Annotated in this window: 28 protein-coding genes; 18 read left to right on the top strand and 10 right to left on the bottom strand. The window is 69.1% G+C overall.

The genetic code is table 11. The features are described from left to right. Window positions 1-184 precede the first annotated feature (184 nt). Window positions 185-817 (bottom strand): pentapeptide repeat-containing protein, encoded by a 633-nt coding sequence (locus C1729_RS15415; RefSeq protein ID WP_102510364.1) that lies wholly within the window; start codon window positions 815-817, stop codon window positions 185-187. Window positions 818-1527: 710 nt separating this feature from the next. Between C1729_RS15415 and C1729_RS13375 the strand changes: the two genes are divergently transcribed. The 7 genes from C1729_RS13375 (at window position 1528) to C1729_RS13405 (ending at window position 7013) form a co-directional block, all read left to right on the top strand. Beyond that, window positions 1528-2319: an alpha/beta hydrolase gene (locus C1729_RS13375; RefSeq protein ID WP_277985825.1), complete on the top strand. Its 792-nt coding sequence runs from the start codon at window positions 1528-1530 to the stop codon at window positions 2317-2319. A 498-nt stretch (window positions 2320-2817) separates the two neighbouring features. Further along, entirely contained in the window at window positions 2818-4452 is a 1635-nt protein-coding gene (locus C1729_RS13380) for an IS1634 family transposase (RefSeq protein WP_102510366.1), read from the top strand. An 85-nt stretch (window positions 4453-4537) separates the two neighbouring features. Beyond that, window positions 4538-4969 carry a DMP19 family protein gene (locus C1729_RS15420; RefSeq protein ID WP_422917663.1) on the top strand — a complete coding sequence of 144 codons (432 nt, stop codon included), beginning with the start codon at window positions 4538-4540 and terminating at the stop codon, window positions 4967-4969. Between the two features lie 124 nt (window positions 4970-5093). Beyond that, window positions 5094-5444: a zinc ribbon domain-containing protein YjdM gene (locus C1729_RS13390; protein WP_102510368.1), complete on the top strand. Its 351-nt coding sequence runs from the start codon at window positions 5094-5096 to the stop codon at window positions 5442-5444. 91 nt (window positions 5445-5535) lie between these two features. Next, entirely contained in the window at window positions 5536-5895 is a 360-nt protein-coding gene (gene cmtR, locus C1729_RS13395; RefSeq protein ID WP_102510369.1) for a Cd(II)/Pb(II)-sensing metalloregulatory transcriptional regulator CmtR, read from the top strand. After that, the gene (locus tag C1729_RS13400; protein WP_102510370.1) at window positions 5892-6569 is read left to right on the top strand and encodes a cation efflux transmembrane domain-containing protein; all 678 of its coding nucleotides are present in this window, start codon (window positions 5892-5894) and stop codon (window positions 6567-6569) included. Before cmtR ends, C1729_RS13400 begins: the two co-directional genes overlap by 4 nt. Before the next feature lie 48 nt (window positions 6570-6617). After that, a complete protein-coding gene (locus tag C1729_RS13405) occupies window positions 6618-7013 on the top strand; it encodes a DUF1801 domain-containing protein (RefSeq protein ID WP_102510371.1) in 396 nt (131 codons plus the stop codon). Between the two features lie 14 nt (window positions 7014-7027). On the opposite strand, the gene C1729_RS14810 is transcribed toward C1729_RS13405, so the two are convergent. Next, complete coding sequence (locus C1729_RS14810; protein WP_242493906.1) at window positions 7028-7189, bottom strand: hypothetical protein; 162 nt, start codon at window positions 7187-7189, stop codon at window positions 7028-7030. Window positions 7190-7292: 103 nt separating this feature from the next. Then, window positions 7293-7637 (bottom strand): LD-carboxypeptidase, encoded by a 345-nt coding sequence (locus C1729_RS14815; RefSeq protein WP_207204624.1) that lies wholly within the window; start codon window positions 7635-7637, stop codon window positions 7293-7295. Between the two features lie 85 nt (window positions 7638-7722). On the opposite strand from C1729_RS14815, the gene C1729_RS13415 reads away from it, so the two are divergent. From C1729_RS13415 to C1729_RS13430, 3 genes are all read left to right on the top strand, one after another. Next, window positions 7723-8160 (top strand): GNAT family protein, encoded by a 438-nt coding sequence (locus tag C1729_RS13415; RefSeq protein WP_102510372.1) that lies wholly within the window; start codon window positions 7723-7725, stop codon window positions 8158-8160. Window positions 8161-8269: 109 nt separating this feature from the next. Beyond that, window positions 8270-8896, top strand: a complete 627-nt coding sequence (locus C1729_RS13420; protein WP_102510373.1) for a class I SAM-dependent methyltransferase — start codon at window positions 8270-8272, stop codon at window positions 8894-8896. A gap of 466 nt (window positions 8897-9362) precedes the next feature. Further along, the gene (locus tag C1729_RS13430; protein WP_102510375.1) at window positions 9363-9806 is read left to right on the top strand and encodes a DUF6357 family protein; all 444 of its coding nucleotides are present in this window, start codon (window positions 9363-9365) and stop codon (window positions 9804-9806) included. Window positions 9807-9870: 64 nt separating this feature from the next. Here C1729_RS13430 and C1729_RS13435 read toward each other — a convergent pair whose 3' ends face one another. Further along, window positions 9871-10137, bottom strand: coding sequence for a hypothetical protein (locus C1729_RS13435; protein WP_102510376.1), 267 nt, complete (start codon window positions 10135-10137; stop codon window positions 9871-9873). Window positions 10138-10308: 171 nt separating this feature from the next. On the opposite strand from C1729_RS13435, the gene C1729_RS13440 reads away from it, so the two are divergent. After that, window positions 10309-10776: an HIT family protein gene (locus tag C1729_RS13440; RefSeq protein ID WP_102510377.1), complete on the top strand. Its 468-nt coding sequence runs from the start codon at window positions 10309-10311 to the stop codon at window positions 10774-10776. Between the two features lie 51 nt (window positions 10777-10827). Here C1729_RS13440 and C1729_RS13445 read toward each other — a convergent pair whose 3' ends face one another. After that, a complete protein-coding gene (locus C1729_RS13445; protein ID WP_102510378.1) occupies window positions 10828-11064 on the bottom strand; it encodes a DUF2249 domain-containing protein in 237 nt (78 codons plus the stop codon). Beyond that, window positions 11061-11309: a hypothetical protein gene (locus tag C1729_RS13450; protein ID WP_102510379.1), complete on the bottom strand. Its 249-nt coding sequence runs from the start codon at window positions 11307-11309 to the stop codon at window positions 11061-11063. The genes C1729_RS13445 and C1729_RS13450 overlap by 4 nt, the downstream gene beginning before the upstream one ends. A gap of 179 nt (window positions 11310-11488) precedes the next feature. On the opposite strand from C1729_RS13450, the gene C1729_RS13455 reads away from it, so the two are divergent. After that, window positions 11489-11680, top strand: a complete 192-nt coding sequence (locus C1729_RS13455) for a type II toxin-antitoxin system PemK/MazF family toxin (protein ID WP_207204625.1) — start codon at window positions 11489-11491, stop codon at window positions 11678-11680. Window positions 11681-11722: 42 nt separating this feature from the next. Here C1729_RS13455 and C1729_RS13460 read toward each other — a convergent pair whose 3' ends face one another. Continuing rightward, window positions 11723-12868 carry a cytochrome P450 gene (locus C1729_RS13460; protein ID WP_102510380.1) on the bottom strand — a complete coding sequence of 382 codons (1146 nt, stop codon included), beginning with the start codon at window positions 12866-12868 and terminating at the stop codon, window positions 11723-11725. Between the two features lie 192 nt (window positions 12869-13060). Here C1729_RS13460 and C1729_RS13465 point away from each other — a divergent pair, with 192 nt between their 5' ends. Together C1729_RS13465 and C1729_RS13470 are read left to right on the top strand one after the other, a co-directional pair. Then, window positions 13061-13537, top strand: coding sequence for a methyltransferase family protein (locus C1729_RS13465; protein WP_102510708.1), 477 nt, complete (start codon window positions 13061-13063; stop codon window positions 13535-13537). Then, window positions 13534-14583, top strand: a complete 1050-nt coding sequence (locus tag C1729_RS13470; RefSeq protein WP_242493848.1) for a tellurite resistance/C4-dicarboxylate transporter family protein — start codon at window positions 13534-13536, stop codon at window positions 14581-14583. Before C1729_RS13465 ends, C1729_RS13470 begins: the two co-directional genes overlap by 4 nt. 18 nt (window positions 14584-14601) lie before the next feature. Here C1729_RS13470 and arfB read toward each other — a convergent pair whose 3' ends face one another. From arfB to C1729_RS13485, 3 genes are all read right to left on the bottom strand, one after another. Next, complete coding sequence (gene arfB / locus C1729_RS13475) at window positions 14602-15042, bottom strand: alternative ribosome rescue aminoacyl-tRNA hydrolase ArfB (protein WP_102510381.1); 441 nt, start codon at window positions 15040-15042, stop codon at window positions 14602-14604. Window positions 15043-15045: 3 nt separating this feature from the next. After that, window positions 15046-15873, bottom strand: coding sequence for an HNH endonuclease (locus C1729_RS15295; protein ID WP_340637956.1), 828 nt, complete (start codon window positions 15871-15873; stop codon window positions 15046-15048). A 181-nt stretch (window positions 15874-16054) separates the two neighbouring features. Beyond that, a complete protein-coding gene (locus C1729_RS13485) occupies window positions 16055-16690 on the bottom strand; it encodes a pyroglutamyl-peptidase I (protein WP_102510382.1) in 636 nt (211 codons plus the stop codon). Between the two features lie 466 nt (window positions 16691-17156). Between C1729_RS13485 and C1729_RS13490 the strand changes: the two genes are divergently transcribed. The 4 genes from C1729_RS13490 (at window position 17157) to C1729_RS13505 (ending at window position 23496) form a co-directional block, all read left to right on the top strand. Then, the gene (locus C1729_RS13490; protein WP_102510383.1) at window positions 17157-18965 is read left to right on the top strand and encodes an ABC transporter family substrate-binding protein; all 1809 of its coding nucleotides are present in this window, start codon (window positions 17157-17159) and stop codon (window positions 18963-18965) included. Between the two features lie 206 nt (window positions 18966-19171). Continuing rightward, window positions 19172-20689 carry an ABC transporter permease gene (locus tag C1729_RS13495; protein WP_102510384.1) on the top strand — a complete coding sequence of 506 codons (1518 nt, stop codon included), beginning with the start codon at window positions 19172-19174 and terminating at the stop codon, window positions 20687-20689. 54 nt (window positions 20690-20743) lie between these two features. Continuing rightward, window positions 20744-21772 carry an ABC transporter permease gene (locus tag C1729_RS13500; RefSeq protein ID WP_102510385.1) on the top strand — a complete coding sequence of 343 codons (1029 nt, stop codon included), beginning with the start codon at window positions 20744-20746 and terminating at the stop codon, window positions 21770-21772. Next, complete coding sequence (locus C1729_RS13505) at window positions 21772-23496, top strand: ABC transporter ATP-binding protein (RefSeq protein ID WP_102510386.1); 1725 nt, start codon at window positions 21772-21774, stop codon at window positions 23494-23496. Before C1729_RS13500 ends, C1729_RS13505 begins: the two co-directional genes overlap by 1 nt.

The following is a 23496-nucleotide window of genomic DNA, read 5'->3' on the forward strand; positions in this document are numbered from 1 at the left end:
GGTAGCGTCAGTCATGTCGAGGTCTTTCGGATGGAGGGAGTAGGAACCTCCATCCTCGGAAGACCTAGATGCCTATCCGGGAACCGACGCGCCGATCCGACCTACACGCTCATCTGCGAAGAGTTGCTCAACGGTTGTCATCGACTTAGTTGACACCCCTACATGTGGGGCGTCATGGGGTTTCCTAATCTAAAGTAATGCGATCTCTCGTTCCTGAGCTCACGATATGCGGCTTACTTGGATAGAGGTGATAAAGCTCAGATTCAAATGTTCGTCCTTTCGGGGGGGTGCACGAGGATAAGTTGCAATTATGGAATGTGACAAATTCACCAAAAGTGGCTTCAGAAAAATCGACGGAGCGAAGGCACTCATCTGGCGACGGGTGGGTGTCATAGATTCCGTTGAAACAGGTGTCTTCAATTTTCCCAACGAACTTGCAGTTGGCAAATTTGCTACCGTTAAAGTTCACCCTTTTTAAGATGCACTTAATGAACGTGCAATCGATGAAAGTGGTGCCATTGAAGTCTTTTCCCTGAAATTTGCACCTATCGAATATGCAGTTTTTGTACACCCCGTTATTGCTTGCAAATGTGGTGTTCGTCAGGTTGACTTGAGTGAATGTGCAAGACTCAAAGTTCGAATCATAGAAGATCTTTGACCCATCCAGGATCGATTTGCTAAAGTGGCAGCCCACGAAAGATACATTCTCAAAAATCGCACTATCGAAGTCGGTGCTTGAAAAATCGTAGTCTTCAAAGGTGGCCCCCGAGAACTTTGTTTTTAGTTCTAGTTTTACACCCCTGTATTCATTGTTCATTCAAAAGTCTCCAATGATTGTGTCGCCGGAAAACGCTGGCCCCTTTTCCAGGGGCATCATCATACTTCTTCTGGTGGGTGTCGCGCTCCCGGCCGTTTTCAGTTGTGAAATGCCAGGGCAGTGTCATGCGGTCTAGGTAGGACTCTTGCGTCAGGATCCCCGCCGCTCTTGGCGGTCGCAGTCCCATCCGGTGTTACCCAGACCTGCTCACCCCCGCCCGCCAGATACTCACCACGCACGGGGCGTGGTGGAGTTCCGGTTCGACGTGTGACCCGCGAACCCCGCGCATCGAGCTGACCGCCGCCCCAGCCCGTGCGGCCAGTGTCGTGGCGCAGGACCCGCCGACGCCCGCCCTCTGGGACGTGACTGTCTCGACAACACTCATCACAGCAGTACCGCGGACCGTTCTGCGCCAGCGACGCGACGCTCCGTATCACCGCGAGCCGTGAACAGCCTCCTTGATGCATGACACCGGGCACTCCCGTAACGTTGAGGGTATGAATGGGGCGTTTTCAAGGAGTCGAGCGAAGGTGCCACCGGCGCAAGCTGGCCGACTCGACTCCACGGACCGCCGGTACGAGCCTTTCGTGCGCCTCGTCCCTGCCCCAGTGCGGCGGGTGGCCTCGTCGTGGCGGTGGGATGCGCCGGACGGGGGCGGTTCGTGGGGCCTGCACATCGAGCACGTGGGTGCCCCGGCGGCTCCGGTCCGAATGTTGCTGGTCCATGGGGCGGGAGGGAACGCGGCGGCGATGTGGCCCTACGCTGCACACCTGAGTCGCCTGGGTGTTCGGGTGACGGTGGTGGATCTGCCCGGTTACGGGCGAACGATCCGGGTGCGGCGTGGACGCCGCAGCGTCAGTTATGGCGACTGGCAGCAGTTGCTCGTCGATCTCGTGGGTCGCGAGCATGACGAGCGGCCACTTGTCCTCGTTGGGGCGAGCATGGGTGGTGCCCTCGCGGTCGACACGGCTGCAGTGACCGGACTGGCCAAGCGGGTCATCGCGACCTGCCTGCTCGACCCGAGTCGGCCGGGCACCGCTGCCGCCATCGTGCGAGCCCCGTGGATAGCGCGGCTGGGATTGCCACTGCTGCGGTTCGCTCGGGGGCCAGCGGCGAATCTACGGATCCCGGTCCGCGTGCTGACCCCTATGTCTGCGATGTCAAACGACCCTGGCCTCAGTCATGCAGTGCTCACCGACCGGCGCGGCGGTGGTGGCTCGATGCCGGTGGGCTGGTACCGCTCGTTCCTCGAGGCAGGTCCGGCTGTTCCACCCGAGCAATACCAAGGACCACCGGTCGTGCTGTTGCATCCGGCCGAGGATCGTTGGACTACGCCGGAGCTCAGCCTCGACTACCTCGGTCGACTTCACGGCAAGACCCGCGTCGTGATGCTTCCTGGCTGCGGCCACTTCCCCCTCGAGGAGCCCGGCCTCCAGGTCCTCCTGGACGCGGTTTCGGATGAGATTGAACAGGTGCTGGATGACCAGCGGAGAGGCCGCTGAGTCGGCCATGCGCGGTGAGGGACCGTAGTCCTGAGGCCGGTCTGGCCTGGTGAGGCGTGTATGCGTTCCCAGTCGTGGCGACGTCGTGGAGTTCCGGTTCAATGTGTGACCCGCGAACCCCGAGCATCGGTCTGACCGCGGCCCCGGCTGCCTCGGGATGAGGGCGTTGGGGCGTCGTCGCGCCGGGGGCGTGTGCCCCCCTGCAGTTTCGTCGCACTTGGAACTCTCTGGATCGTTCGCGATTGAGGTGAGGTCGTCCGGCCGGATAACGTTTTTCTGGACAGTTTGTCCGGTGATGCGCACGTACCCACCGCTCGGCGAGATGAACGGAGCACGATGGACATCCACGAGGCAGCGATCGACGCGTACGTCCACGGGGACGCGACCTGACTTGGGTCACGTTCTCCACAGCCGGAAGAGCGCGGTTCGTTGACCTGCGATGATGCGCGCGATTCTGTGGATTGGTGCCTCGGTTGAGGCACTAAGTATTCTCCAGGGATGGTGTGGGTCCGGCGAGTGCGGACGGCGTCGGGCGCGACGGCCGTGCAGATCGTGGAATCCGTGCAGGGCCGACGCCGGATCGTGCGCCATGTTGGCTCAGCCCACGACGAGGTCACGCTGGCGATGCTCCTGCAGGAAGCCGACGGGTTGATCGTCGACGACGCTCAGATGCAGCTTGATCTGGGTCTGCACTCCACGGGTCGCCACGTTGCGCTGCTGCCCGAGCCGACCGCACCTGAACTTCTCCCGGAGCCACCAGCGCCCCGCGGCCGGCCGGCGCGTCCCCCACGGGTGACCCGCTCCTTCTCCGGGCTGCTCTATGAGGTCCTTGCGGGAGTCTTCGACGACCTCGGCTTCGACGTCGTGGCCGATGAGACCTTTCGGGACCTGGTCATCGCGCGGATCGTTGAGCCCACCTCCCTGCTCGACGTCGACCGGGTCCTTGCTGACCTGGGTCGAGTGTCGGCGTCGCTCTCGACGCGCAAGCGCACGCTCAAGCGCGCCCATGACGGCCGCTACCGGGACCTGATCGCCACCGCCTGCTTCGCTCACGCACGCAGCCGCGGAGACATCTCGCTGGTGCTCTATGACGTGACGACGTTGTACTTCGAGGCCGAGAAGGAAGACGACCTGCGCAAGGTCGGGTTCTCCAAGGAGCGCCGGGTCGACCCGCAGATTGTCGTGGGACTGCTCGTGGACCGCACCGGGTTCCCGCTCGAGATCGGCTGCTTCGAGGGCAACAAGGCCGAGACTCACACGCTTGTGCCCATCATCAAGTCCTTCCAGGCCCGCCACGGCATCGAGGCCATGGTCGTCGTCGCAGACGCCGGCATGCTCTCGGCGAAGAACCTTCACGAGCTGGAGGATGCGGGGCTGTCCTTCATCGTCGGGGCCCGTCAGACCTCCGCGCCGCTGGACCTGGCCTCTCACTACCGCTGGAACGGCACCGCGATGGTCGAGGGGCAGATCATCGACACCCTCACTCCCAAGCATCGCGGCGCACGGGCGGACAACGACACCCAGCAGCGCGCCGAACCGGTCCGGAGGCCGCAGGGGGCCCCCGCCTCATGGCGGGCGGTGTGGGCGTACCCGACCAAGAGATTCGTCCGGGACAACAAGACCCTCACCCTGCAGGAGAACCGCGCCCGAGCGGTCATCGAGGGCGACAAGGCCGCCCGCGGCACGCGTTTCGTCAAGACCTCCGGCAGCGCCCGCAGCCTGGACGAGGCCGCCCTTGCGCGGGCCCGGATGGTGGCCGGGCTCAAGGGCTACGTCACCAACATCCCCGCGGCGATCATGCCAGCCGGAGAGGTCATCTCCAGCTACCACGACCTGTGGCACGTGGAGGCGTCCTTCCGGATGTCCAAGACGGACCTTCGAGCCCGTCCGTTCTTCGCACGCACCCGCGAAGCCATCGAGGCCCACCTCACCATCGTGTTCACCGCACTGGCGGTCTCCCGCACGATCCAGGACCGCACGGGCCTCTCGATCCGCAAGGTTCTGCGCGATCTACGGCCATTGCGCTCAGCAACCATCGAAGCTGGGGGCGTCGTCACCGACGTCGCCCCCGCAATCCCGGCTGACAAGCAGGCGTTGCTCGACGCGCTCAGGACACCGTCGTCAGGGCACTAAGGCGTTTGACCCAACTCAGGACNATTGCGCTCAGCAACCATCGAAGCTGGGGGCGTCGTCACCGACGTCGCCCCCGCAATCCCGGCTGACAAGCAGGCGTTGCTCGACGCGCTCAGGACACCGTCGTCAGGGCACTAAGGCGTTTGACCCAACTCAGGTCCACGGGGACGCGAGCGCCCCGGAGCGATTTTGGGCCTACGGCGCGGCGCTGAGTTTCGCGGGAGGTGCCGACAACGCGGGACTGGTGGGCGCCGTCGAGAACTACCTCGCCAGCGGATCTGCAGATGACCTTGCCGCGGCCGAAGCGGCGTTCGAGCTGTTGGGGCTCGAGCCTGTCGCCGCTCTCGTCAAGCATGCTCATGCTGAGTACGTGCGCATGCGACCTGACGGTCCGTCGCAGGAGCTCGACGACGCGGACGAGCAGCTCTGGGACGAGCTCGACGCGCAGTGGTTCACGCTCGGTGTCACGGAGCGGCTCGACAGTTTCTCCGGCACCATGCGCGACGATCTCGCCTGACGGGTTGTCCCGGCGTGACGTGCGCGTCGGAGCCACCCTCAGTGGCGTGGTCTCCACCTGGCGTACGGTGCGGAGGGGCGCGGTGGCGTCGCCCCGTGCCGAGACCGCCAAGGAGCCCGATCCTATGTCTGACACCCTTCCCGCATGCCCCGAGTGTTCCGAGGCCTACACGTACGAGCAGGGCGCGCTGCTTGTCTGCCCGATGTGCGGCTACGAGTGGTCCGCCTCGGAGCCGTCGGATGTCCTGGGCGTGGCCGTCCGCGACGCCGTCGGCAACGAGCTCGCCGACGGCGACACTGTGACGATCGTCAAGGACCTCAAGGTTTCCGGCGCCGGCGGTGGGTCGATCAAGGTCGGCACGAAGGTCAAGGGCATCCGCCTGCTCGCCGAGCCCGTCAACGGTCATGACATCGACGCGACCGTGCCTGGCTTCGGGCGCATGCAGCTGAAGTCGTCGGTCGTGAAGAAGGCCTGAGCAGCGGGCGGCTGCCGCCGCCAGGGCGCAGCGCGGCACTCGTCTCCAGGCGTCGACGACCATACTTCAGTTGCGGCTGTATAGTCATCATGTGCTGACCATTGCCTCGCGTCTCGACGTCATGAACCGGCTCGGCCGGGCCATGGCGGACCCGACGCGCTCCCGGATCCTCCTCACGCTGCTCGACGCCCCCGGCTACCCGGCCGAACTCGCGCGCGAGCTCGGGCTCACCCGCTCGAACGTCTCCAACCACCTCACGTGCCTGCGCGACTGCGGCATCGTCGTCGCCGAGCCCGAGGGGCGCCGGACGCGCTACGAAATCGCCCACCCGCACCTCGCCGCGGCGCTCCTCGCGCTCGTCGACGTCACCCTCGCGGTCGACGAGGACGCGCCGTGCCTCGACGTCGAGTGCACCGTGCCCGGATGCTGCGACGCCGGAGGCAACCGATGACCGCCCTCGCGCTCGACCCCGCGCGCACCGCGGCCCTGCGTCGACGGATCAGGATCGTCGTCGCGATCACGATCACGTGGAACGTCATCGAGGCGTGCGTCGCCCTGCTCGCGGGGTCTGCCGCGTCGTCAGCCGCGCTCATCGGGTTCGGCCTCGACTCGATCGTCGAGGTGCTCTCGGCCGCGGCGGTCGCGTGGCAGTTCTCCGCGCCCGACCCGCAGAGTCGCGAGAAGGTGACGCTCCGCGTCATCGCGGTCTCGTTCTTCGCGCTCGCCGCGTACGTCACCGTCGACGCCCTCCTGTCGCTTACGGGCATGCGCGATCCCGAGCACTCGCCGGTCGGCATCGCCGTCGCAGCGCTCAGCCTCGTCGTCATGCCGTTCCTCAGCTGGTTCGAGCGCCGGACGGGCCGCGAGCTCGGCTCGGCGTCGGCGATCGCCGACTCCAAGCAGACGCTCATCTGCACCTACCTCTCGGCGGCGCTGCTCGTCGGACTCCTGCTCAACGCCCTGCTCGGTTGGGCGTGGGCCGACTCCGTCGCGGCCCTCGTCATCGCGGTGCTCGCCGTCCGTGAGGGCCTCGAGGCGTGGAAGGGCGACCCGTGCTGCGCGACGCCACTCTCCGTGCTCACGGGCGAGCGCGAGGCCCCCGCCTGCGACGACGACTGCTGCTGACGTTCTCCCGCTCCTGCCGAGCGGCTGCCAGAGCGTCATGATGAACGCATGAGCCCCGACTCCCAGCATGCAGCCGCCGAGATCGACGCGATCGTCGCCGCCGCCGGCGGGTGGCGCGGCGACGCGCTCGCCCGCCTCCGCCGCGTCGTCCTCAGCGCCGACGAGGGGATCGTCGAGGAGATCAAGTGGCGCAAGCCCTCGAAGCCCGAGGGTGTCGCGACGTGGGTGTGCGACGGCAACGTCGCGATGGCCGACATCCTCAAGGCGGCCGTGCGGCTGACGTTCCCCCAGGGTGCCCGGCTCGACGACCCGGCAGGCCTCTTCAACGCGCGCCTCGACGGGAAGACGGTCCGCGCGATCGACCTCGCCGAGGGCGACAAGATCGACGACGACGCCCTCCGCCAGCTCGTGCGCGACGCCGTCCGCGTCAACCGCGGCGGCTGAGCGGTCAGGCAGCTCTACGCAGTGAACGTCTGCGTGAGCGTCCGCTCGTCGCCCACCCATCGCAGGCGACCGAGCGCGCCGTTGACGAGCAGCCCCTCGGGCGCGTGGGCCCGCGCGAACGCGGGCACGTCGCCGTACGGGGAGCCGACGACGTCGCTCAGCGTGAGGGGCGTCATGAGCGTCGAGATGTCGGAGAGCCCGACGAGCCACGTGGGCTCGGACGCGTCGATCGCGTCCCAGTCGAGCAGCGGCAGGAGGTCGGTCGCGGTGTCGCCGCCGTCAGGGCGGCACGACCGCCCTGACGGCGGGGTCCGTGAGGAAGGCGGTGAGCTCGCGCGCGCGGTCGGCGGCGGGGGCGCTCACGTGAGCGCTGCCGTCCATGCACCTCCCGACGACGACGCGGAAGCCGTGGGCACGCAGGCCCGCGACGGCGACATCGATGCGTGCCTGCAGCGACGCCGGGACGCCGCACGAGGGCGAGGTGACGGCGATGAGGTCGCCGGGGGCGAGCGGCGCAGGGAAGCGGATGGGCATGCACCCAGGCTCGGGCCGCTGCGCCCAGCCGGCGATCTGACGCGCTGCTGCGCGGGCGCGCGTGAGCCGTGGGTCGTTCGGCTCGGCCATGACCGCGAATCGGCATCATGCATGCCTGTTCGGTAGCGGGTGCTGTACGTTCACCCGGAGCGCCCGCACAACGAGGAGGAACGGCATGGTGGGTCCTACCCTCGTGCTCGTCAGGCACGAGGAGCTCTCCGGGGTGCACCTCGACGGCCTGCGTCGAATGTTCGACGGCGAGTACGCGCGGGACTTCGGTGACTGGGACCCGGAGCAGCCGTACGGATACGCGCCGCACGACATTTATGTCATCGCGCGAGATCATCGGGGGATCGTCGGCCACGTCGGATGGGCCCGGCGCACCATCGTCGTCGGTGCACGTCACGTGGTCATCGCAGGGGTCGGGGGAGTGATCGTCGCTGGCCGCGCACGAGGGAGCCGCCTCGGATCGATCCTCATGGACGTGACGGCCGGGTCGATCGCGGACGCGTACCAGCAGTTTCTGGTGACGCGGCGGACTTGGCTCGAGAGCGAGAACCGTCGCCTCGGCCCCAACCGGGGTGAGGGAGACCTCGGGGAGCAACAGTTGTGACGTCTGCTTTCTCAACGAGGGTGCCGGGGTCGGCCACTCGGCTGCCCGTCGTCACGACGGGGAGGGACGTCGTGCCGCTCGTCGAGCCCGGAGCGGTAGAGACGTGACCATGAGCGGACGACTCCCCGACAAGGTGGGTCGCGCCTATGCGGCACGCGCCTCCGAGTACGTCGAACGGCTCGGCGGCCTCGAGATGATGTCAGCCGTCGACATCGAGACGATCACTCGCTGGGGTCGGCAGCGCCAAGGCGCGGTGCTCGACGCCGGGTGCGGACCAGGCCACTGGACCGCGCACCTTGACGGTCTCGGCTGTGACGTCACGGGGCTCGATGTGGTTCCGGCCTTCCTCGACAGCGCACGCGCAAGGTTCCCCGAGGTGCGGTTCCGGCTCGGCGATCTTGACCGGCTCCCGTACGCGTCCGAGAGCCTCAACGGGGTCCTCGCCTGGTACTCCCTCATCCACACACCGCCCGAGTCGCTGCCGACGGTCGTGCGGGAGCTCGCACGATCCCTCGAGCCGGAGGGGTCGTTGCTCGTCGGATGGTTCCTCGGAGAGCGCGTCGAGGCGTTCGACCATGCTGTCGTCACGGCGTACACGTGGCCGGTCGACGAGATGACGCGTCTGCTCGACGACGCTGGCCTTGAGGTCGTCGCGGTGCAGACGCGGCATGACGCAGGTGCTCGTCCCCATGCTGACGCCGTCGCGACGCGGCGCGCGGTCCATGTCGCCCGGTGAGGCCGACGACTGTGAGCGCCCGTGCACACGATTCGTGTGCACAGGCCCGAACAGAGCGCAGCCTCGGGGAGCGGCTCAGCGTGGGACGGGTCCCGCCGACGTCGCCGTCGGGTCGAGGCTTCGCCGGAGCAGCTCCGCGCGCGCCTCGACATCGATCCGCCAGCCGAACCCTCGGCGGGACAGGCGCCAGCGTTCGTCGTCCGTCCGCGTCCGGACAGGGCTGACGACGGCGTCCCCGAGCCGGACCACGCGACCAGAGGGAAGCCGCACGACGAGCGCCGTCACCTCGGTCCGCAACGGGCCTGTCGTGACGAGGCCGCCCGCGAATGACGACGCGCCCGGACGCGCGGTCCGTGAGTCGCCAGAGGTAGCCCTCCATCTTCACGCCGGTGCGCGGACCCGTCGACAGCGTCCAGGTCGACGTGGGTGGATGATCGGACGGTCGGTACGGACGGAAGGACGACCCATGGCCGTGACGGTCTTCTCGCGAGGTGTGTGGTTCCCGACGGTCGTCCGGGCGGGTGACGCCCTGCGGCTCGAACTCGCTGCGGGCGCCGACGCGCTCCATGATCCGCGCGTGCTCGGCTTCCCGATCCGCGCTGAGCACGCCGACGTCCTGCGGGCGGAGCTCGCGCGCGACCTGCTGCTGTGGAGCGCGCTCCTGCCGTTGTGGGACGACGCCGGTATCCGTGGTCCGCTCGACGAGGGCGCGGCCGTCGCGCTGCTCGACCCGGTTCTGCTCGCGCCGCCGGAGGAGGTCGACGCGCTGTTCCGCACGATCCGCTGGTCGCGCGAGCAGCTCGTCGCGCACGGAGCGGACGTCGTGCTGCTCGAGCGCGGAGAGGTCCACGCGTCGCTCGCGCACGCGACGGTCGAGCGTGACCAGGGCCGTGTCGACGCCTACCGGTAGGCGCGTCCTCGCCGCACACGGTTCTGATGAGGGGTTCCCGCCACGGCGGGACGCGGAGCGGGTCCTAGTCCGCGGTCTCCCCGAGCAGCAGCCAGCGCACCGCTCGTCGGCTGAGGAGGAGCGAGACGGCGAGGAACGTCACGGGGAAGAACCCTCCGAGGCTCACGGCGTCGCCGAAGAGCAGCTTGACGAGCCGGAGGATCACGAGCTTGCTGCCGGCGGCGACGACCCACAGGGCGAGCACGCTCGCGACCTTGCCGCCCGTGCTCGACGCTGCGCGCAGGCGCCCGAGGATGGCGCTCTTGGCGACGAGCACGACCTCGAGCGACAACTCGAGGAGGAGAGGGTGTGACCTGGCCCGACGGCCGGCGCTGCGTCGTCGACGGGGCGTCGATGGCGGTCCAGGTCTCGGGCTACGTCATCGTCGTGCGGTCAGCGTGTCACGGTGGCATGAGCCGTGCGCGCGGTGCAGGCTGTCTGGAGCCGACGACGGGGGAGAACGATGGACGACTGGCGCGACGACCGAGTGCGGGCGGCGCTCGAGGGGCGCAACCCGACGGTGCTCGCAGAACTCGACGCGGCGTTCGCCGTGATCGGTGACGTCCAGTGGCTGCCGGGGTACTCCCTCGCGCTCACGAAGGTTCCGGGCGTCGACCGGCTCTCGGACCTGCCGCGCGGGGAGCGCATCCGCTTCCTCTCGGACACCGACCTCGTCGCGACGGCGGTCGAGAACGTCTGCGCGCGGCGCGACGCGGGCTACCGGCGTGTCAACGTCGAGATCCTCGGCAACGCCGACGCGTTTCTCCACGCGCACGTGTGGCCGCGGTACACCTGGGAACCTGCGGAGCTTGTGCGCAAGCCGGTGTGGCTCTACTCCCCGGACCGGTGGAGCGACCAGGCGCACGCGCTCGGGCCGCAGCACGACGGTCTGCGTGCGGAGCTCGAGGCGGAGCTGGCCGCGCTTGCGTAGCGGGCGTGGTCGCGGGGGTCGGGGCGCTCGCCCCGACCCCCGCGACCTCGTTCAGGCGGCGGGCTTGCCGATGCGGACGCGCCAGACCTCGGGGCCCTGCTCGAGGTAGTCCCACGTGTACCGGCCGGGGAACTCGGCGTCGAACTGGTACCAGAGCGGCTTGGGGTCGTGGTCGTTGACGAGCTCGAACCCGTGACCGCTCTCGAGCGCGTGGTAGGTCTGCAGGATCAGCTCGTGGCGGCGCTGCGGCACGTCGTTGCGGACGTCGAGCTGCGGGTCGTTGCTCATGTTCTCTCCTGGGTGGGGTGTGCCGTGGCCGTGCTGGCGCACGGTTCCGTGGGCAGGCGGACGAGGTGGTGCATCGTGCCGTTGACGCGTTCGGCCTGGCGCGGGTGCTCGTCCCGCAGCGCGAGCCAGGCGCGGGCTGCGAGCCGGTTGGCGGCGTCGGGCCGGCCTGCGCTGCCGAGCGCACGCAGGGCTCGCAGGAGGACGTCGACCGTCGCGACGAGCGTGTCGTCGTCGGGCGCTGCCATCGGGCACCTCCTCATTTTCTACAGGTGATTCCGTAGTAACTAGGACCCTACACCGCGCGCACGCCACCCGCGCCGGTCGACCCCACGTCCGCGTATACCGAGCCGCATACTCACCGCATGGCGACGACGATCTAGGTCTCGGCCGAGCTCCGCGACCGCATCGCACGCTGACCTGCGCCGTGGCCATCATCGTGCCCGGCACGACCGTCGATCGCGGCTGGCCCAACCACGTGCCGCTCCGCGGGCCTCACCTCGACCTCCCACGCCCGACGTTCGCGATGACCGAGCAGCCCCGCACGGTGGGCCGGGAACGCATCGTCGACGTCGCAGGAGTCGTCGACGTCGCGACCATGCGCGACGTCGACGCGTGACTGCGTGACTTCTTCGGCCTGCGCTGAGCGCGCCGGACCACGTCAGCCGACGAGCACCGGGACGCTCGCCCAGCCGCCGACGGGCGCGACCTCGCGCACCGGCTCGGCCGCGTCGTCGAGCGCGAGCGTGCTCGTGCCCGCGAGCAGCGCCCGCACGAGCGTCCGCAGCTCGATCGTCGCGAGCGTCCGACCCGGGCACACGTGCGCACCAATCCCGTAGACAAGGTTGTGAGGCGCGTTGCCCGCGGCATCGAGCACGTCAGGGTCGCCGAACACGTTCTCGTCACGGTTCGCCGACGTCCAGTGGAGCTTGACCTTCGCACCCGCCGGGATCTGCACGCCGTCGAGCTCGACGGGGCACGTCGTGACTCGGCGGTTGCCGATGAACGGCGAGTCGCGGCGCAGGAGCTCGTCGCAGATCGCGTCGAGCTCGACGTCCGAGACACCCGAGCGCAGGCGCGCCTGGAGCGCGGGAGCGGTCGCGAGGCCGTGGACGAGCACACCCGTGCACAGCGCGATCGACCCGAGGTCGCCACCCGTCCAGTTGCGCAGCACCGACACGACGTCGTCGTGCGCGATCGGTGCCCCGTCGATCGTCACGGCGAGCAGCTGGTCGGTGACGTCCGCGTCCGGCGACGCGTCGGGCGACCGGCCGGCGAGGACCTCGCGGATGATGTCGTCGAAGTGCTCGGCGACCTGCCGCGTGCGCGCGAGGTCACCCGAGCGGGTCGCCGCGTAGTTCTCGCCGATCCACGCGACGAGACGATCCTCGACGTCGGTGGGCCAGCCGAGCCACGCGCTCTGCGCGCGGACCGCGAACAGCGCGCCGATGCCGCCGACCGCGTCGATCGACGTGCCGCGCGGCAGGCTCGCGACGAGCTCGGCGGCCACGCGCTCGAACACGGGCACGTGCCGGGCGAGCGCTCCGGCGCTCAGCAGGGGGTCGAGCGCCTCCCGGAACGCCGAGTGCTCGGCCCCGTCGAGCCCGTTGGGCACCTGCCGGAAGCGCGAGGCAGCGCTCGAGAACGACGCGGCGTCGAGCGCCGCGCGCCGCACGAGGTCGTGGCGCAGCAGCACCCACTCGTCACGATCGTTGCGGACGATGCCGTGCGCGGGCCGCAGCTCGTCGGTGTACTCGCGCAGGTCGCGGCCGGCAGGCGAGATACCGTCAGGGACGTGGAAGGACATGCACCCAGCATGCCCGCTCGCGGCTCGCGCCGCACCGGAGACCCCCGTGCAAAACCGGTCGCGGCGACGAGCCCCGCCCCTCGCGGTCCCCACGGACCAGCTCCGGTTCCCTCTGTCGGAGCGCCACGTGCAGCCCTGGCAGCGCCCGCGCAGGGGGCGGTAGGTTCGGACGGACATGAAGGGGTGATCGCCATGAGCTTCCGTCCGCCTCCTCCCGTGCTCGGCGCGCTCGCGCTCGCGGCGCAGTGCGCGCTCGCCGGTCGGAGCTCGCCGACGCGGGCCTCGACGGTCGCGGCGACGGCCGTCGGCGTCGGTGCGGCGTGCCTCGGCGGGGGAGCGGTCCTGCGGTTCCACGCACGGGGCACGACGCTCGACCCGGTCCACGTCGGTGCGAGCGCGCTCGTCGTCAACGGCCCCAACATGTACACGCGCAACCCGATGTACCTCGCGCTGGCCGGCGCGCTCACGTCGTTAGCGGTCTGGCGGCGCTCACCGGTCGCGCTCGTGCCCGTCGCGGCGTTCCTGCTCGCGGTCGACCGGCTGCAGGTGCCGCTCGAGGAAGCGGTGCTGCGCGAGCGGTTCGGCGACGAGTACGCGCGGTACACGGCGTCGACGCCACGGTGGGTCGGAGCGTGCTCGGCGTCGCGTTCCGCGGACGCGGGCACGTGAGGCACCACCCCGAGATCGAGGGGCTCTCGCCCGGGTACTTCGCGCTCGTCATGGGCACAGGTATCGTCTCGATCGGACTGCACGAGGTCGGCGCCTCCGCCGCGTCGAGCGTGCTGCTCGTCATCGCCGCGCTCGCCTACGTCGTCCTGTGGGTCCTCTACGTGTGGCGTGCGATCGCCTACCCGCACGCGGTGCAGCGCGACCTGCGCAACCCCGAGACCGCGTTCGCGTACTTCACGATCGTCGCCGCGACCGACGTCCTCGCGGTGCGGCTCGTCCTCGTGGGGCTCGTCGCCGTCGCGGTCCCGCTCGTCGTCGTCGGGGCCGCGCTGTGGTTCGTCTTCGGCTACCTCCTGCCGTGGCAGGTGCTCATGACGCGTGACGGCGGTCGGATCCTCGCGCGGACGAACGGCACGTGGTTCATTTGGGCCGTCGCGAGCCAGTCCCTCGCGGTTGCGATGACCGTCATCCACCCGCACGTGTCGACGGGGCAGGCGTGGGTCGGGATCCTCGCCGTGCTCTCGTGGTCAGTCGGGGTGGCGCTCTACGGCGGCGTCGGGGTGCTCGTACTCCTGCGGATCGTCCACTACGGCATCACGCCGCGCGAGTTCGAGCCGCCGTACTGGGTCGCGATGGGGGCGATGGCGATCGCGGTCGTCGCGGGCAGCAACATCGTCGCCATGGGGTCGACGCCCATGGTCGACGCGACGCGCGCGCTCATCGCGGGGACCGTCGCGGTGTTCTGGAGCTTCTGCCTGTGGCTCGTGCCGGTGCTCGTGGGGGCGGGCTTCTGGCGACACGTCGTCCACCGGGTGCCGCTCGTCTACGTGCCGACGCTGTGGTCGATCGTCTTCCCGGTGGGGATGTTCGCGGTCGCGTCGCTCAACCTCGGCCGTGTCGACAGGCTGCCGCTCGTCGAGTCGCTCGGCAAGGTCGCGCTCGGGATCGCCCTGCTCGTGTGGGCGGTCGTGCTCGTCGCGATGCTCCGCCACGTCGCGCTCGCGACGTGGCGCGGCCGGGGTGCGGTGGAGCATCCTGCCGCGTAGGGAGCGGCCCCGCGCAGGTCAGTCGGCCGACGGCCGGCGGCGGGCCTGCTTCGTCTCGGCACGTTCACGCTTCGCCTGGAGGCGGCGTCGCTGGGAGCCAGCGGTCCGGCGGGTCGCGCGGCGGACGACCGGGGGAGCGACGGCCTCGCGCAGGAGCGCCGCGAGTCGTTCACGTGCGGCCCGACGGTTGCGGTGCTGCGCGCGGTGCTCAGAGGAGTCGACGGTGAGGACCGTCCCGGCGAGCCGCGGCGCGAGCGCGGCGAGGACGCGGGCCCGCTGGGTGTCGTCGAGCGCGGTCGTCGTCGCAAGGTCGAGGCTCAGCTGGACGCGCGAGTCCGACGTGTTGACGCCCTGACCGCCCGGCCCCGAGGAGTGGGAGAACTGCTCGACGAGCTCGCTCGCGGGGATGTGCAGCCCGCGGGGCGCGCCGGGCGCGGGCAGCACGACGAGGTCCTCCACGGGCTATGCGTCCGTCAGGGTCGCGGCGCCGGGGAACGCCCCGACCTCGGGCGTGTCGCCACCGGCGTCGTGGTCACGAGCGTCGTCCCCATGCGCGTCGCCTTCACCAGCGTCGCCGTCACCAGCGTCGCCGTCACCGGCGTCGGACGCCGCGGCGCGGGCCGCGTGGAGCAGCCCCGCCCAGCGCTCGAGGAACGCGCGCTCGTCGAGGCGCTTGCGGCGCATCCAACCGGTGACCTCGTCGTTGCACTTGCTCGCGTTGCACGAGCGGCACGCGGGCACGACGTTCTCGGCGGTGTAGCGACCGCCGCGGGAGACGGGAAGGACGCAGTCCTTCTGGAGCGCGACCCCGTCCGCGCCGCAGTACGCGCAGCCCTGCCATGCCTCGAGGAGGGCCTGCCACTCGGCGGTGGTGAGGTCGTTCGTCACGGCGGCGAGACGACGCTTGCGGCGTCGGGCGTACGTCGCGGCGCGCGTGCGAGGAGGCATGCTCCTGACCCTAGCCCGACGCGCCCCCGCCCCGTGGTGGCGGGCCGAGGGCGCGTCGATGCGTGTCAGGCCTCCTGCTGTGTAGCAGTACCAGAAGCCGTCCTCGGAGTCGGCGATCTTGTTGCTCGCGTTCGTCGCGTCGACGACGAGCGTGCGGTCGTCGCCGAGGACGGCGGAGCCGCCGGAGCCGACGCCGATGTGGTCGATCTTCCAGCGTCCCGGGGCGCCGCCGGGTGCGGCGGCGTCCGCGGCAACTGCCGCGGGGGCCAGCGCGCCGGTCGCGAGCACGACGGCGCCGAACGCGGCCCAGGCTCGCCGGGCATGGGTGGGGGTACGTCTCACTGCAGCTCCTCGTCGAGTGGTGAACCCGTGTCGTCGTTGGCACGGCGCGGCGAGAAAGCGGTTGCTAGCCGGACGCTCGAAAGGCTAGCAGTCCGCGGGAGCGTGTGCATGGGCACGACGGAAACCGGGTTCCGTCGGGCGGGCGGGTGCGGGTGGAAGTCGCGAGCCGTGCGTGCCGGCGTCAGTGCGTCGGGCCGTCCGCGACGACGAGGTCGTCGGGAACGTCGAGGAAGGCCTCGACGATCGCGCGCAGCCCCGCCGCCGTCGTCACGAGCGGCGTCTGCGGACTGCCGACCGGACCGTGCTCGTCCCACGGCACGTGGACGAACGCGGCGCGACGTCCGGCGGCCGCGCGCGACCAGGCGCCGAGGTGGTAGGCGACTGCGTTGCAGACGTAGGCGCCGGCCGTGAGCGATGTGCCGGCCGAGGCGCCCGCGGCGGTCGCCGCGGCGGCGGCCGCCTTGACGGGCCCGCGGAGGAGGTAGGCGTCCGGGCCCGTGGGGTCGAGCGGCTCGCCGGCCGGGCGGTGCCCGTCGTCGTCGGGGATGCGCGCGTCGGCGAGGTTGACGGCGACGCGCTCGACGGTGAGGCCCGCGCGCCCGCCCGCGAGACCCGTCGCGACGACGAGCGCAGGGGCGTGCTCGGGGACGAGGCGCGCGAACTCGTCGCGCGCTCGTGCGAACGCGACGGAGAGGGTCGCGGTGACGAGGCGTTCAGGGCGGTCCCACGCGGCGGCGACGAGCGCGACCGCCTTGGCGGACGGGTTGCACCGTGCGCCGTCGAAGGGATTGAAGCCGGTGAGGAGCACGGTGGTCATGAGGACGAGCCTAGGGCGGCGTGCGTGTGCCAGGGAGCAGCGGAAGCGTGCAGGTGGGGGACCTTCGTCCCGGTCGTCGGACAATTCTGTCCGAGACTTGATACCGCGGGTACTGAGTAACGAATTGGACTCACCCGACATTCCTGGGATGTGTTCCGGGCCACGGTAGAAATGCGCGCATCGTGGTCACATTGCGTCCGCACCTTGAGATTAGGAGATGTTCTCGCAGTTCACGAGGCCGAGCGGCGGCGGGCTCGGAGCAGTTGCCCCGTGTTTCATCCGTGTTCCGTCTTTGTAACGATGCCCCGCCTACAGGAGAAAGTGGCCCGCGTCACCGGATTTGCTGTGTACGGTTTCGGGGAACCACAAGTTGGTTCTTGACGTGGCGCACGACGGCACGGGGGTGGCTGCCCCCACGTCGGGACCCGACGACCCGGGGTCGTGCGTCGTTCACCGAGGAGGAACATTGAAGATCAGGAAGTTTGCGGCTCCGCTCGCGCTCCTGGCGTCCGGCGCGCTGGTGCTCAGCGCGTGCGGCACGTCCGAGGACCCGAAGCCGGGCGCATCGAACACCACGACGAGCCCGGGTGGCTCCGCCGCTCCCGAGGGTCCCGGCAAGGCCGACCTCGGTGAGGTCTCGACGAAGGACGACACCATCTCGTACACCCTCGGTGGCGAGGAGTGGCTCGGGTACAACAACATGACGCCCGAGACGTACTCGACGTACAACTCGGTCATCAACGACCGTCTCATCGGTGGCTTCATCTACTTCGGCGTCGACGGCTCGATCCACCAGGACCCCGAGTACGGCACGTTCAAGCTCACGTCCGAGGAGCCGATGACGGTCGAGTACACGCTCGCCGACAACGCGGCCTGGTCCGACGGCACGCCGATCGCCTACGAGGACTACCTCCTCGACTGGGCGGCCCAGGCGATCACTGACGGCGAGGACGAGAAGGGCAACCCCAAGCCGCTCTTCAACCACGTCGGTGGCCTCGACTTCGGCACCCGCGTCCTCGAGGGCCCCAAGGGCGAGGTCGGCGGCAAGACGTTCACGTACGAGTACAAGGACCCGTACCCGGACTACCAGCTCCAGGTCAACGGTGCGTTCCCGTCGCACGTCGTCGCTGAGCAGGCCGGCATGACGGTCGAGGAGCTCGTCAAGGCGATCCAGGACAAGGACGTCGAGAAGCTCCGCCCCGCCGCGAAGTTCTGGAACGAGGGCTGGCTCTCGCCCACGCCCGGCACCCTCCCCGACCCGGCAATCACGCCGGTCTCCGGCCCCTACAAGCTGAAGTCGTGGACGGCCGGCCAGTCCGTCACGCTCGAGGCCAACGAGAAGTACTTCGGCACGCCTGCCGCGACGAAGACGCTCGTCTACCGCTTCCTCTCGCCTGACACCCACGTCCAGGCGCTCGCCAACGGTGACCTCAACGTCATCGAGCCGCAGGCCGTCGTCGACACCGTCGCGCAGATCGAGGCCCTCGGCGACTCCGTGAAGACCGAGGCGGGTCAGTCCCTCACGTGGGAGCACCTCGACTTCAACTTCAACAGCGGCGTGTTCAAGGACTCGCTCGAGCTGCGTGAGGCGTTTGCCATGTGCGTGCCGCGTCAGCAGATCGTCGACAACCTCATCAAGCCGGTCGACCCCGAGGCCGTCGTCATGAACGCCCGCGAGGTCTTCCCGTTCCAGGACAACTACGCTGACGTCGTCGGCACCTCCTACGACGGCCGTTACGACAAGGTCGACATCGAGGGCGCCAAGGCGAAGATCGCCGCCTCCGGTGTCGAGGGCCCGATCAAGGTCCGCATCGGCTACTCGGCCCCGAACCCGCGCCGTACCAACGAGGTCGCACTCATCAAGTCCTCGTGCGACGAGGCTGGCTTCGAGATTGAGGACGTCGGCAACAAGGACTTCTTCGCGAAGACCCTGCCGAACGGTGACTACGAGGTCGCGCTCTTCGCGTGGGCCGGCTCCGGCCAGATCGTCTCGGGCCAGAACATCTACGCCTCGACCGGCCAGCAGAACTACGGCGGCTACAAGAACGACAAGGTCGACGCCGCCTGGGAGGCGCTCGGCTCGACGCTCGACACTGCCAAGCAGCAGGAGCAGGTGAAGATCATCGAGAAGGAGCTCTGGGACACCCTCTACGGCATCCCCGTCTTCGCTCACCCGGGTCTCGTCGCCTACGACGCCACGATCTCGAACGTCCGCAAGACGGCGACCCAGTCGACCGTCGCGTGGAACGCCGAGCAGTGGGTCCGCGCGTCCTGACCGACGCACGGCGGCTCACGAGCCGTCATGACAGCCTGACGCGCCCGACGCATTAGGCTTGCACAGCAAGACCGCTGGGGTGAGGTCCATTGCGACCTCACCCCAGCGGCGCGAGGATGCCACCGAACCGCCCCCGACCGGGACGGCTCGGCGACGGTGCCGTGCCGACCATCCCCGCACCATCCAGAGACGTGAAGGAATCGTCCGTGGCCAAGTTCATCCTGCGTAGGCTCGGAGCCTCGTTCCTGGTGCTGCTCGGCGGCTCGATGCTGCTGTTCTTCCTCGTGACCATCTCGGGCGACCCACTCGCCGACCTGCGAGAGTCGAACGACAAGAACAAGGACTACCTCATCCGCCAGCGGACCGAGTTCATGGGGCTCGAGCAGCCCTGGTTCCAGCGGTACGGCGTGTGGCTCGGCGGCGTCGCGAGGTGCGTGACGCTCAGCTGTGACCTCGGCACCAACATGAACGGCACCGATGTCGGAAGCCTCCTGGGCAACGCCGCCCAGTCGACGCTCCGGCTCGTGGTCCTCGCGACCGTGCTCGCGATCGTCATCGGCGTCATCGTCGGCATCACGACCGCGATCCGCCAGTACTCGGGCTTCGACTACGTCGTGACCTTCCTCGCGTTCCTCTTCTTCTCGCTCCCCGTCTTCTGGGCCGCGGTCCTCCTCAAGCAGTACGGAGCGATCGAGTTCAACGACTGGATCAAGGATCCGACGTTCACGCTCGCGCAGATCGCCGGCACCGCGGTAGTCCTCGCCCTCATCCTCCAGGGCGTTCTCGGCGGCCCATGGAAGCGTCGCGCGCTCACCGCGGGAGTCACACTCGTGTTCGTCATCGCCGCGATGTCGTACTTCTCCGCGACCGAGTGGTTCCGCCGCCCCATGCTCGGCATCGCCTTCGTCATCATCGTCGGACTCGGCGCAGCCGTCGGCGGGACCGCGCTCTTCACCGGCATCCGCAACCGCCGCGTCCTCTACGCGACGCTCGGCACTGTCGCCGCCGGTGCGGTGAGCCACATCATCGTCGTCCCGCTCCTCATCGACGGCGGCTGGGGCACGATCTTCGGGCTCCTGCCCGTCGCGATCCTCATCTCGGGCGCCATCGGCTGGTTCGTCGGCGGCTACTCGCGCCGCGCCGCGGTGACGCTGTCGATCTCCGTCGCGGTCATCATGGGCATGCTGACGATCGCCGACGTCGCGAGCCGTCACTGGGCGTCGCTCCTCGGTCTCAAGCCCCGTCCCATCTCGACGATCGGTTCGGAGACCCCGAACTTCTCGGGTGGCTTCTGGGAGTCCTTCCTCGACAAGGGCGCTCAGATCATCCTCCCGACGGTCGTCCTCACGCTCATCTCGATCGCCTCGTACACCCGCTACACGCGGTCCTCGATGCTCGAGGTCATGAACCAGGACTACATCCGCACGGCACGGTCGAAGGGCCTCTCCGAGCGGGTCGTCATCGTCAAGCACGGTTTCCGCAACGCGCTCATCCCCATCACGACGATCGTCGCGTTCGACTTCGCCGGACTCATCGGCGGCGCCATCATCACCGAGCAGGTCTTCGGCTGGAAGGGCATGGGTGAGCTCTTCCAGACCGGCCTCAACCATGTCGACCCCGCCCCTGTCATGGCGTTCTTCCTCGTCACAGGCACCGCGGCGATCCTCATGAACCTCGTGGCCGACCTCGCGTACGCCGCGCTCGACCCCCGGATCAGGCGGTGAGGACCTTGATCACCTCGCAGACCGCCGACCACCACGCCCCCAGCGGAGCCCGCCATGACTGACCCGAACAAGCCCGCCGCGCACGAGAACCTCCAGACCCCGAGCCCGGGCATCGGGGGCGTCGAGCCCGTCGTCGCAGGCACCGACCTCGACGTCGAGAAGGCAGCGCCCGACTCCACACAGAAGTCGTACTCGCAGGGCCAACTCGTCCTGCGTCGCTTCCTGCGCCACAAGGGCGCGATGACCTCACTCGTCATCCTCCTCTTCATCGTCGTCGTCGCCTACTCCTCGATCGGGTTCGGACCCTTCCCCGGCTGGTGGGACAAGGACTTTGCCAAGGCCGCTGACGTCGTCAACGGCGGCCGGCCCACGCTCCAGCTGTGGCCCTTCAGCCTCGGCGAACACCCGTTCGGCCAGGACGACACGGGCAAGGACTACTTCGCCCTCGCGATGCGCGGGACGCAGATCTCGATCCTCATCGCGCTCACCGTCGGCCTCGGCTCGACGCTCATCGGCACGCTCATCGGCGGGATCGCCGGCTATTTCCGTGGCTGGGTCGAGTCGGTGCTCATGCGCCTCACCGACCTCGTCATCGTCATCCCGCTGCTCGTGCTCGCCGCGGTCCTCGGCAAGATCGCCGGTCAGTGGGGTGCGGCAGGCCTCGCCGTCGTCCTCGCCCTCGTGACCTGGACGGGCCTCGCACGACTCGTGCGCGGCGAGGTGCTCTCCCTGCGCGAGCGCGAGTTCGTCGCCTCCGCCCTCGCGATCGGTGCATCTCCGCGCCGCATCATCTTCAAGCACATCCTGCCGAACACGGTCGGGGTCATCATCGTCTCCGCGACCCTCGCGATCGCCTCGGCGATCCTCCTCGAGACGTCGCTCAGCTTCCTGAGCTACGGAGTCCAGCCGCCGGACGTGTCGCTCGGCACGCTCATCTCGACGTACCAGGGTGCGTTCTCGACGCGGCCGTGGCTCTTCTGGTGGCCCGGCATGCTGATCCTCGCGATCGCGCTGTGCGTGAACTTCATCGGTGACGGGCTGCGCGACGCGTTCGACCCGCGCCAGAACAGGAGCAAGGACTGATGAGCGTCGACACCACCCAGGACCCGGTCCTCTCATTCACCGACCTCGACGTCAAGTTCCGCACCGAGTTCGGTTCCGTCCACGCGGTCAAGGGCATCAGCCTCGAGGTCCGCCCGGGCGAGGTCCTCGCCCTCGTCGGCGAGTCCGGCTCGGGCAAGTCCGTGACGTCGATGACGGCGCTCGGCCTCCTGCCGGGCAACGCTCGGATCTCCGGTCGCGTCACCGTCGGCGACAAGGTCGTCGGCGAGCTCGACGACGCCGCGCTGCGCCGCATGCGCGGCAACGACATCGCCATGGTCTTCCAGGAGCCCATGACGGCACTCAACCCCGTCCTGACGATCGGGTCGCAGCTCACCGAGTCGCTCGAGCTCCACGACGTCGCGCACGGCAAGGAGGCCGACGTCCGCGCGGTCGAGCTCCTCCGCATGGTCGGCATCCCCGAGCCCGAGCGCCGCGTCACGCAGTTCCCCCACGAACTCTCGGGCGGTCAGCGTCAGCGCGTCGTCATCGCCATGGCGCTCGCATGTGACCCGCAGGTCATCGTCGCCGACGAGCCCACGACGGCGCTCGACGTCACGGTTCAGGCCGACATCCTCGACCTCCTGCGGTCGCTCAAGGAGAAGCTCGACACCGGCATCCTCCTCATCACCCACAACATGGGTGTCGTCGCCGACATGGCAGACCGCGTCGCGGTCATGCTCAAGGGCGAGATCGTCGAGGAGGGGACGGCCGACGAGGTCCTCAACCACGCGCAGCACCCGTACACGAAGCGTCTGCTCGCCGCCGTGCCGCACCTCGGTCAGGGCCCCGAGCAGTTCGGCATCGCCGTGCCCGGCGCGCCCGCGGAGGCGAGCGCCGAGGCCGAGAAGCCCGCGCTCGCGCTCGACGTGCGCAACCTCGTCGTCGAGTACCAGCGGCTCGGCAAAACGCCGTTCCGTGCCGTCGACGACGTCTCGTTCCACGTCGCCCCGGGCGAGATCGTCGGCCTTGTCGGCGAGTCCGGCTCGGGCAAGTCCACGATCGCGCGCTGCGCCCTCGGGCTCATCCCGGCGGCCGGTGGCGAGGTCGAGATCTTCGGCACCGACCTCTACCGTGCGCACGGCAAGGCCGAGAAGGCGATCCGCCGGCGTGTGGGCGTCGTCTTCCAGGACCCGGCGTCGTCGCTCAACCCGCGCTTCCCCATCGGCGACTGCATCGCGGAGCCGCTCGTCGTCCACAAGGTCGGCAACCGCAAGAGTCAGCTCGCACGTGTCAGGGAGCTGCTCGACGCGGTCGAGCTGCCGCGCGACGTCATCAACCGCTACCCGCACGAGCTCTCGGGCGGTCAGCGTCAGCGCGTGAGCATCGCGCGCGCCCTGACGCTCGACCCGCAGCTGCTCGTCGCCGACGAGCCGACGAGCGCGCTCGACGTCTCCGTGCAGGCGCAGGTGCTCAAGATGTTCCTCGCGCTGCAGGAGCGGTACCAGTTCGGCTGCATCTTCGTGAGCCACGACCTCGCGGTCATCGACATGCTCGCGGACCGCGTCGTCGTCCTCCAGAACGGCAAGATCGTCGAGCAGGGCCCGCGCGAGGACGTCCTCGGGCACCCGCGCGAGGAGTACACGCGCCGCCTCATCGCCGCCGCGCCCGTCCCGGAGCCGGGCGAGCAGCGTCGGCGTCGCGAGGAGCGCCACGCGCTCCTCGCCGAGCTGGGCGACCAGGTCGCCGAGCTCAAGGTCGACTGA

The sequence above is a fragment of the Sanguibacter massiliensis genome (assembly GCF_900240335.1).
Taxonomy (GTDB): Bacteria; Actinomycetota; Actinomycetes; order Actinomycetales; family Cellulomonadaceae; genus Flavimobilis; species Flavimobilis massiliensis.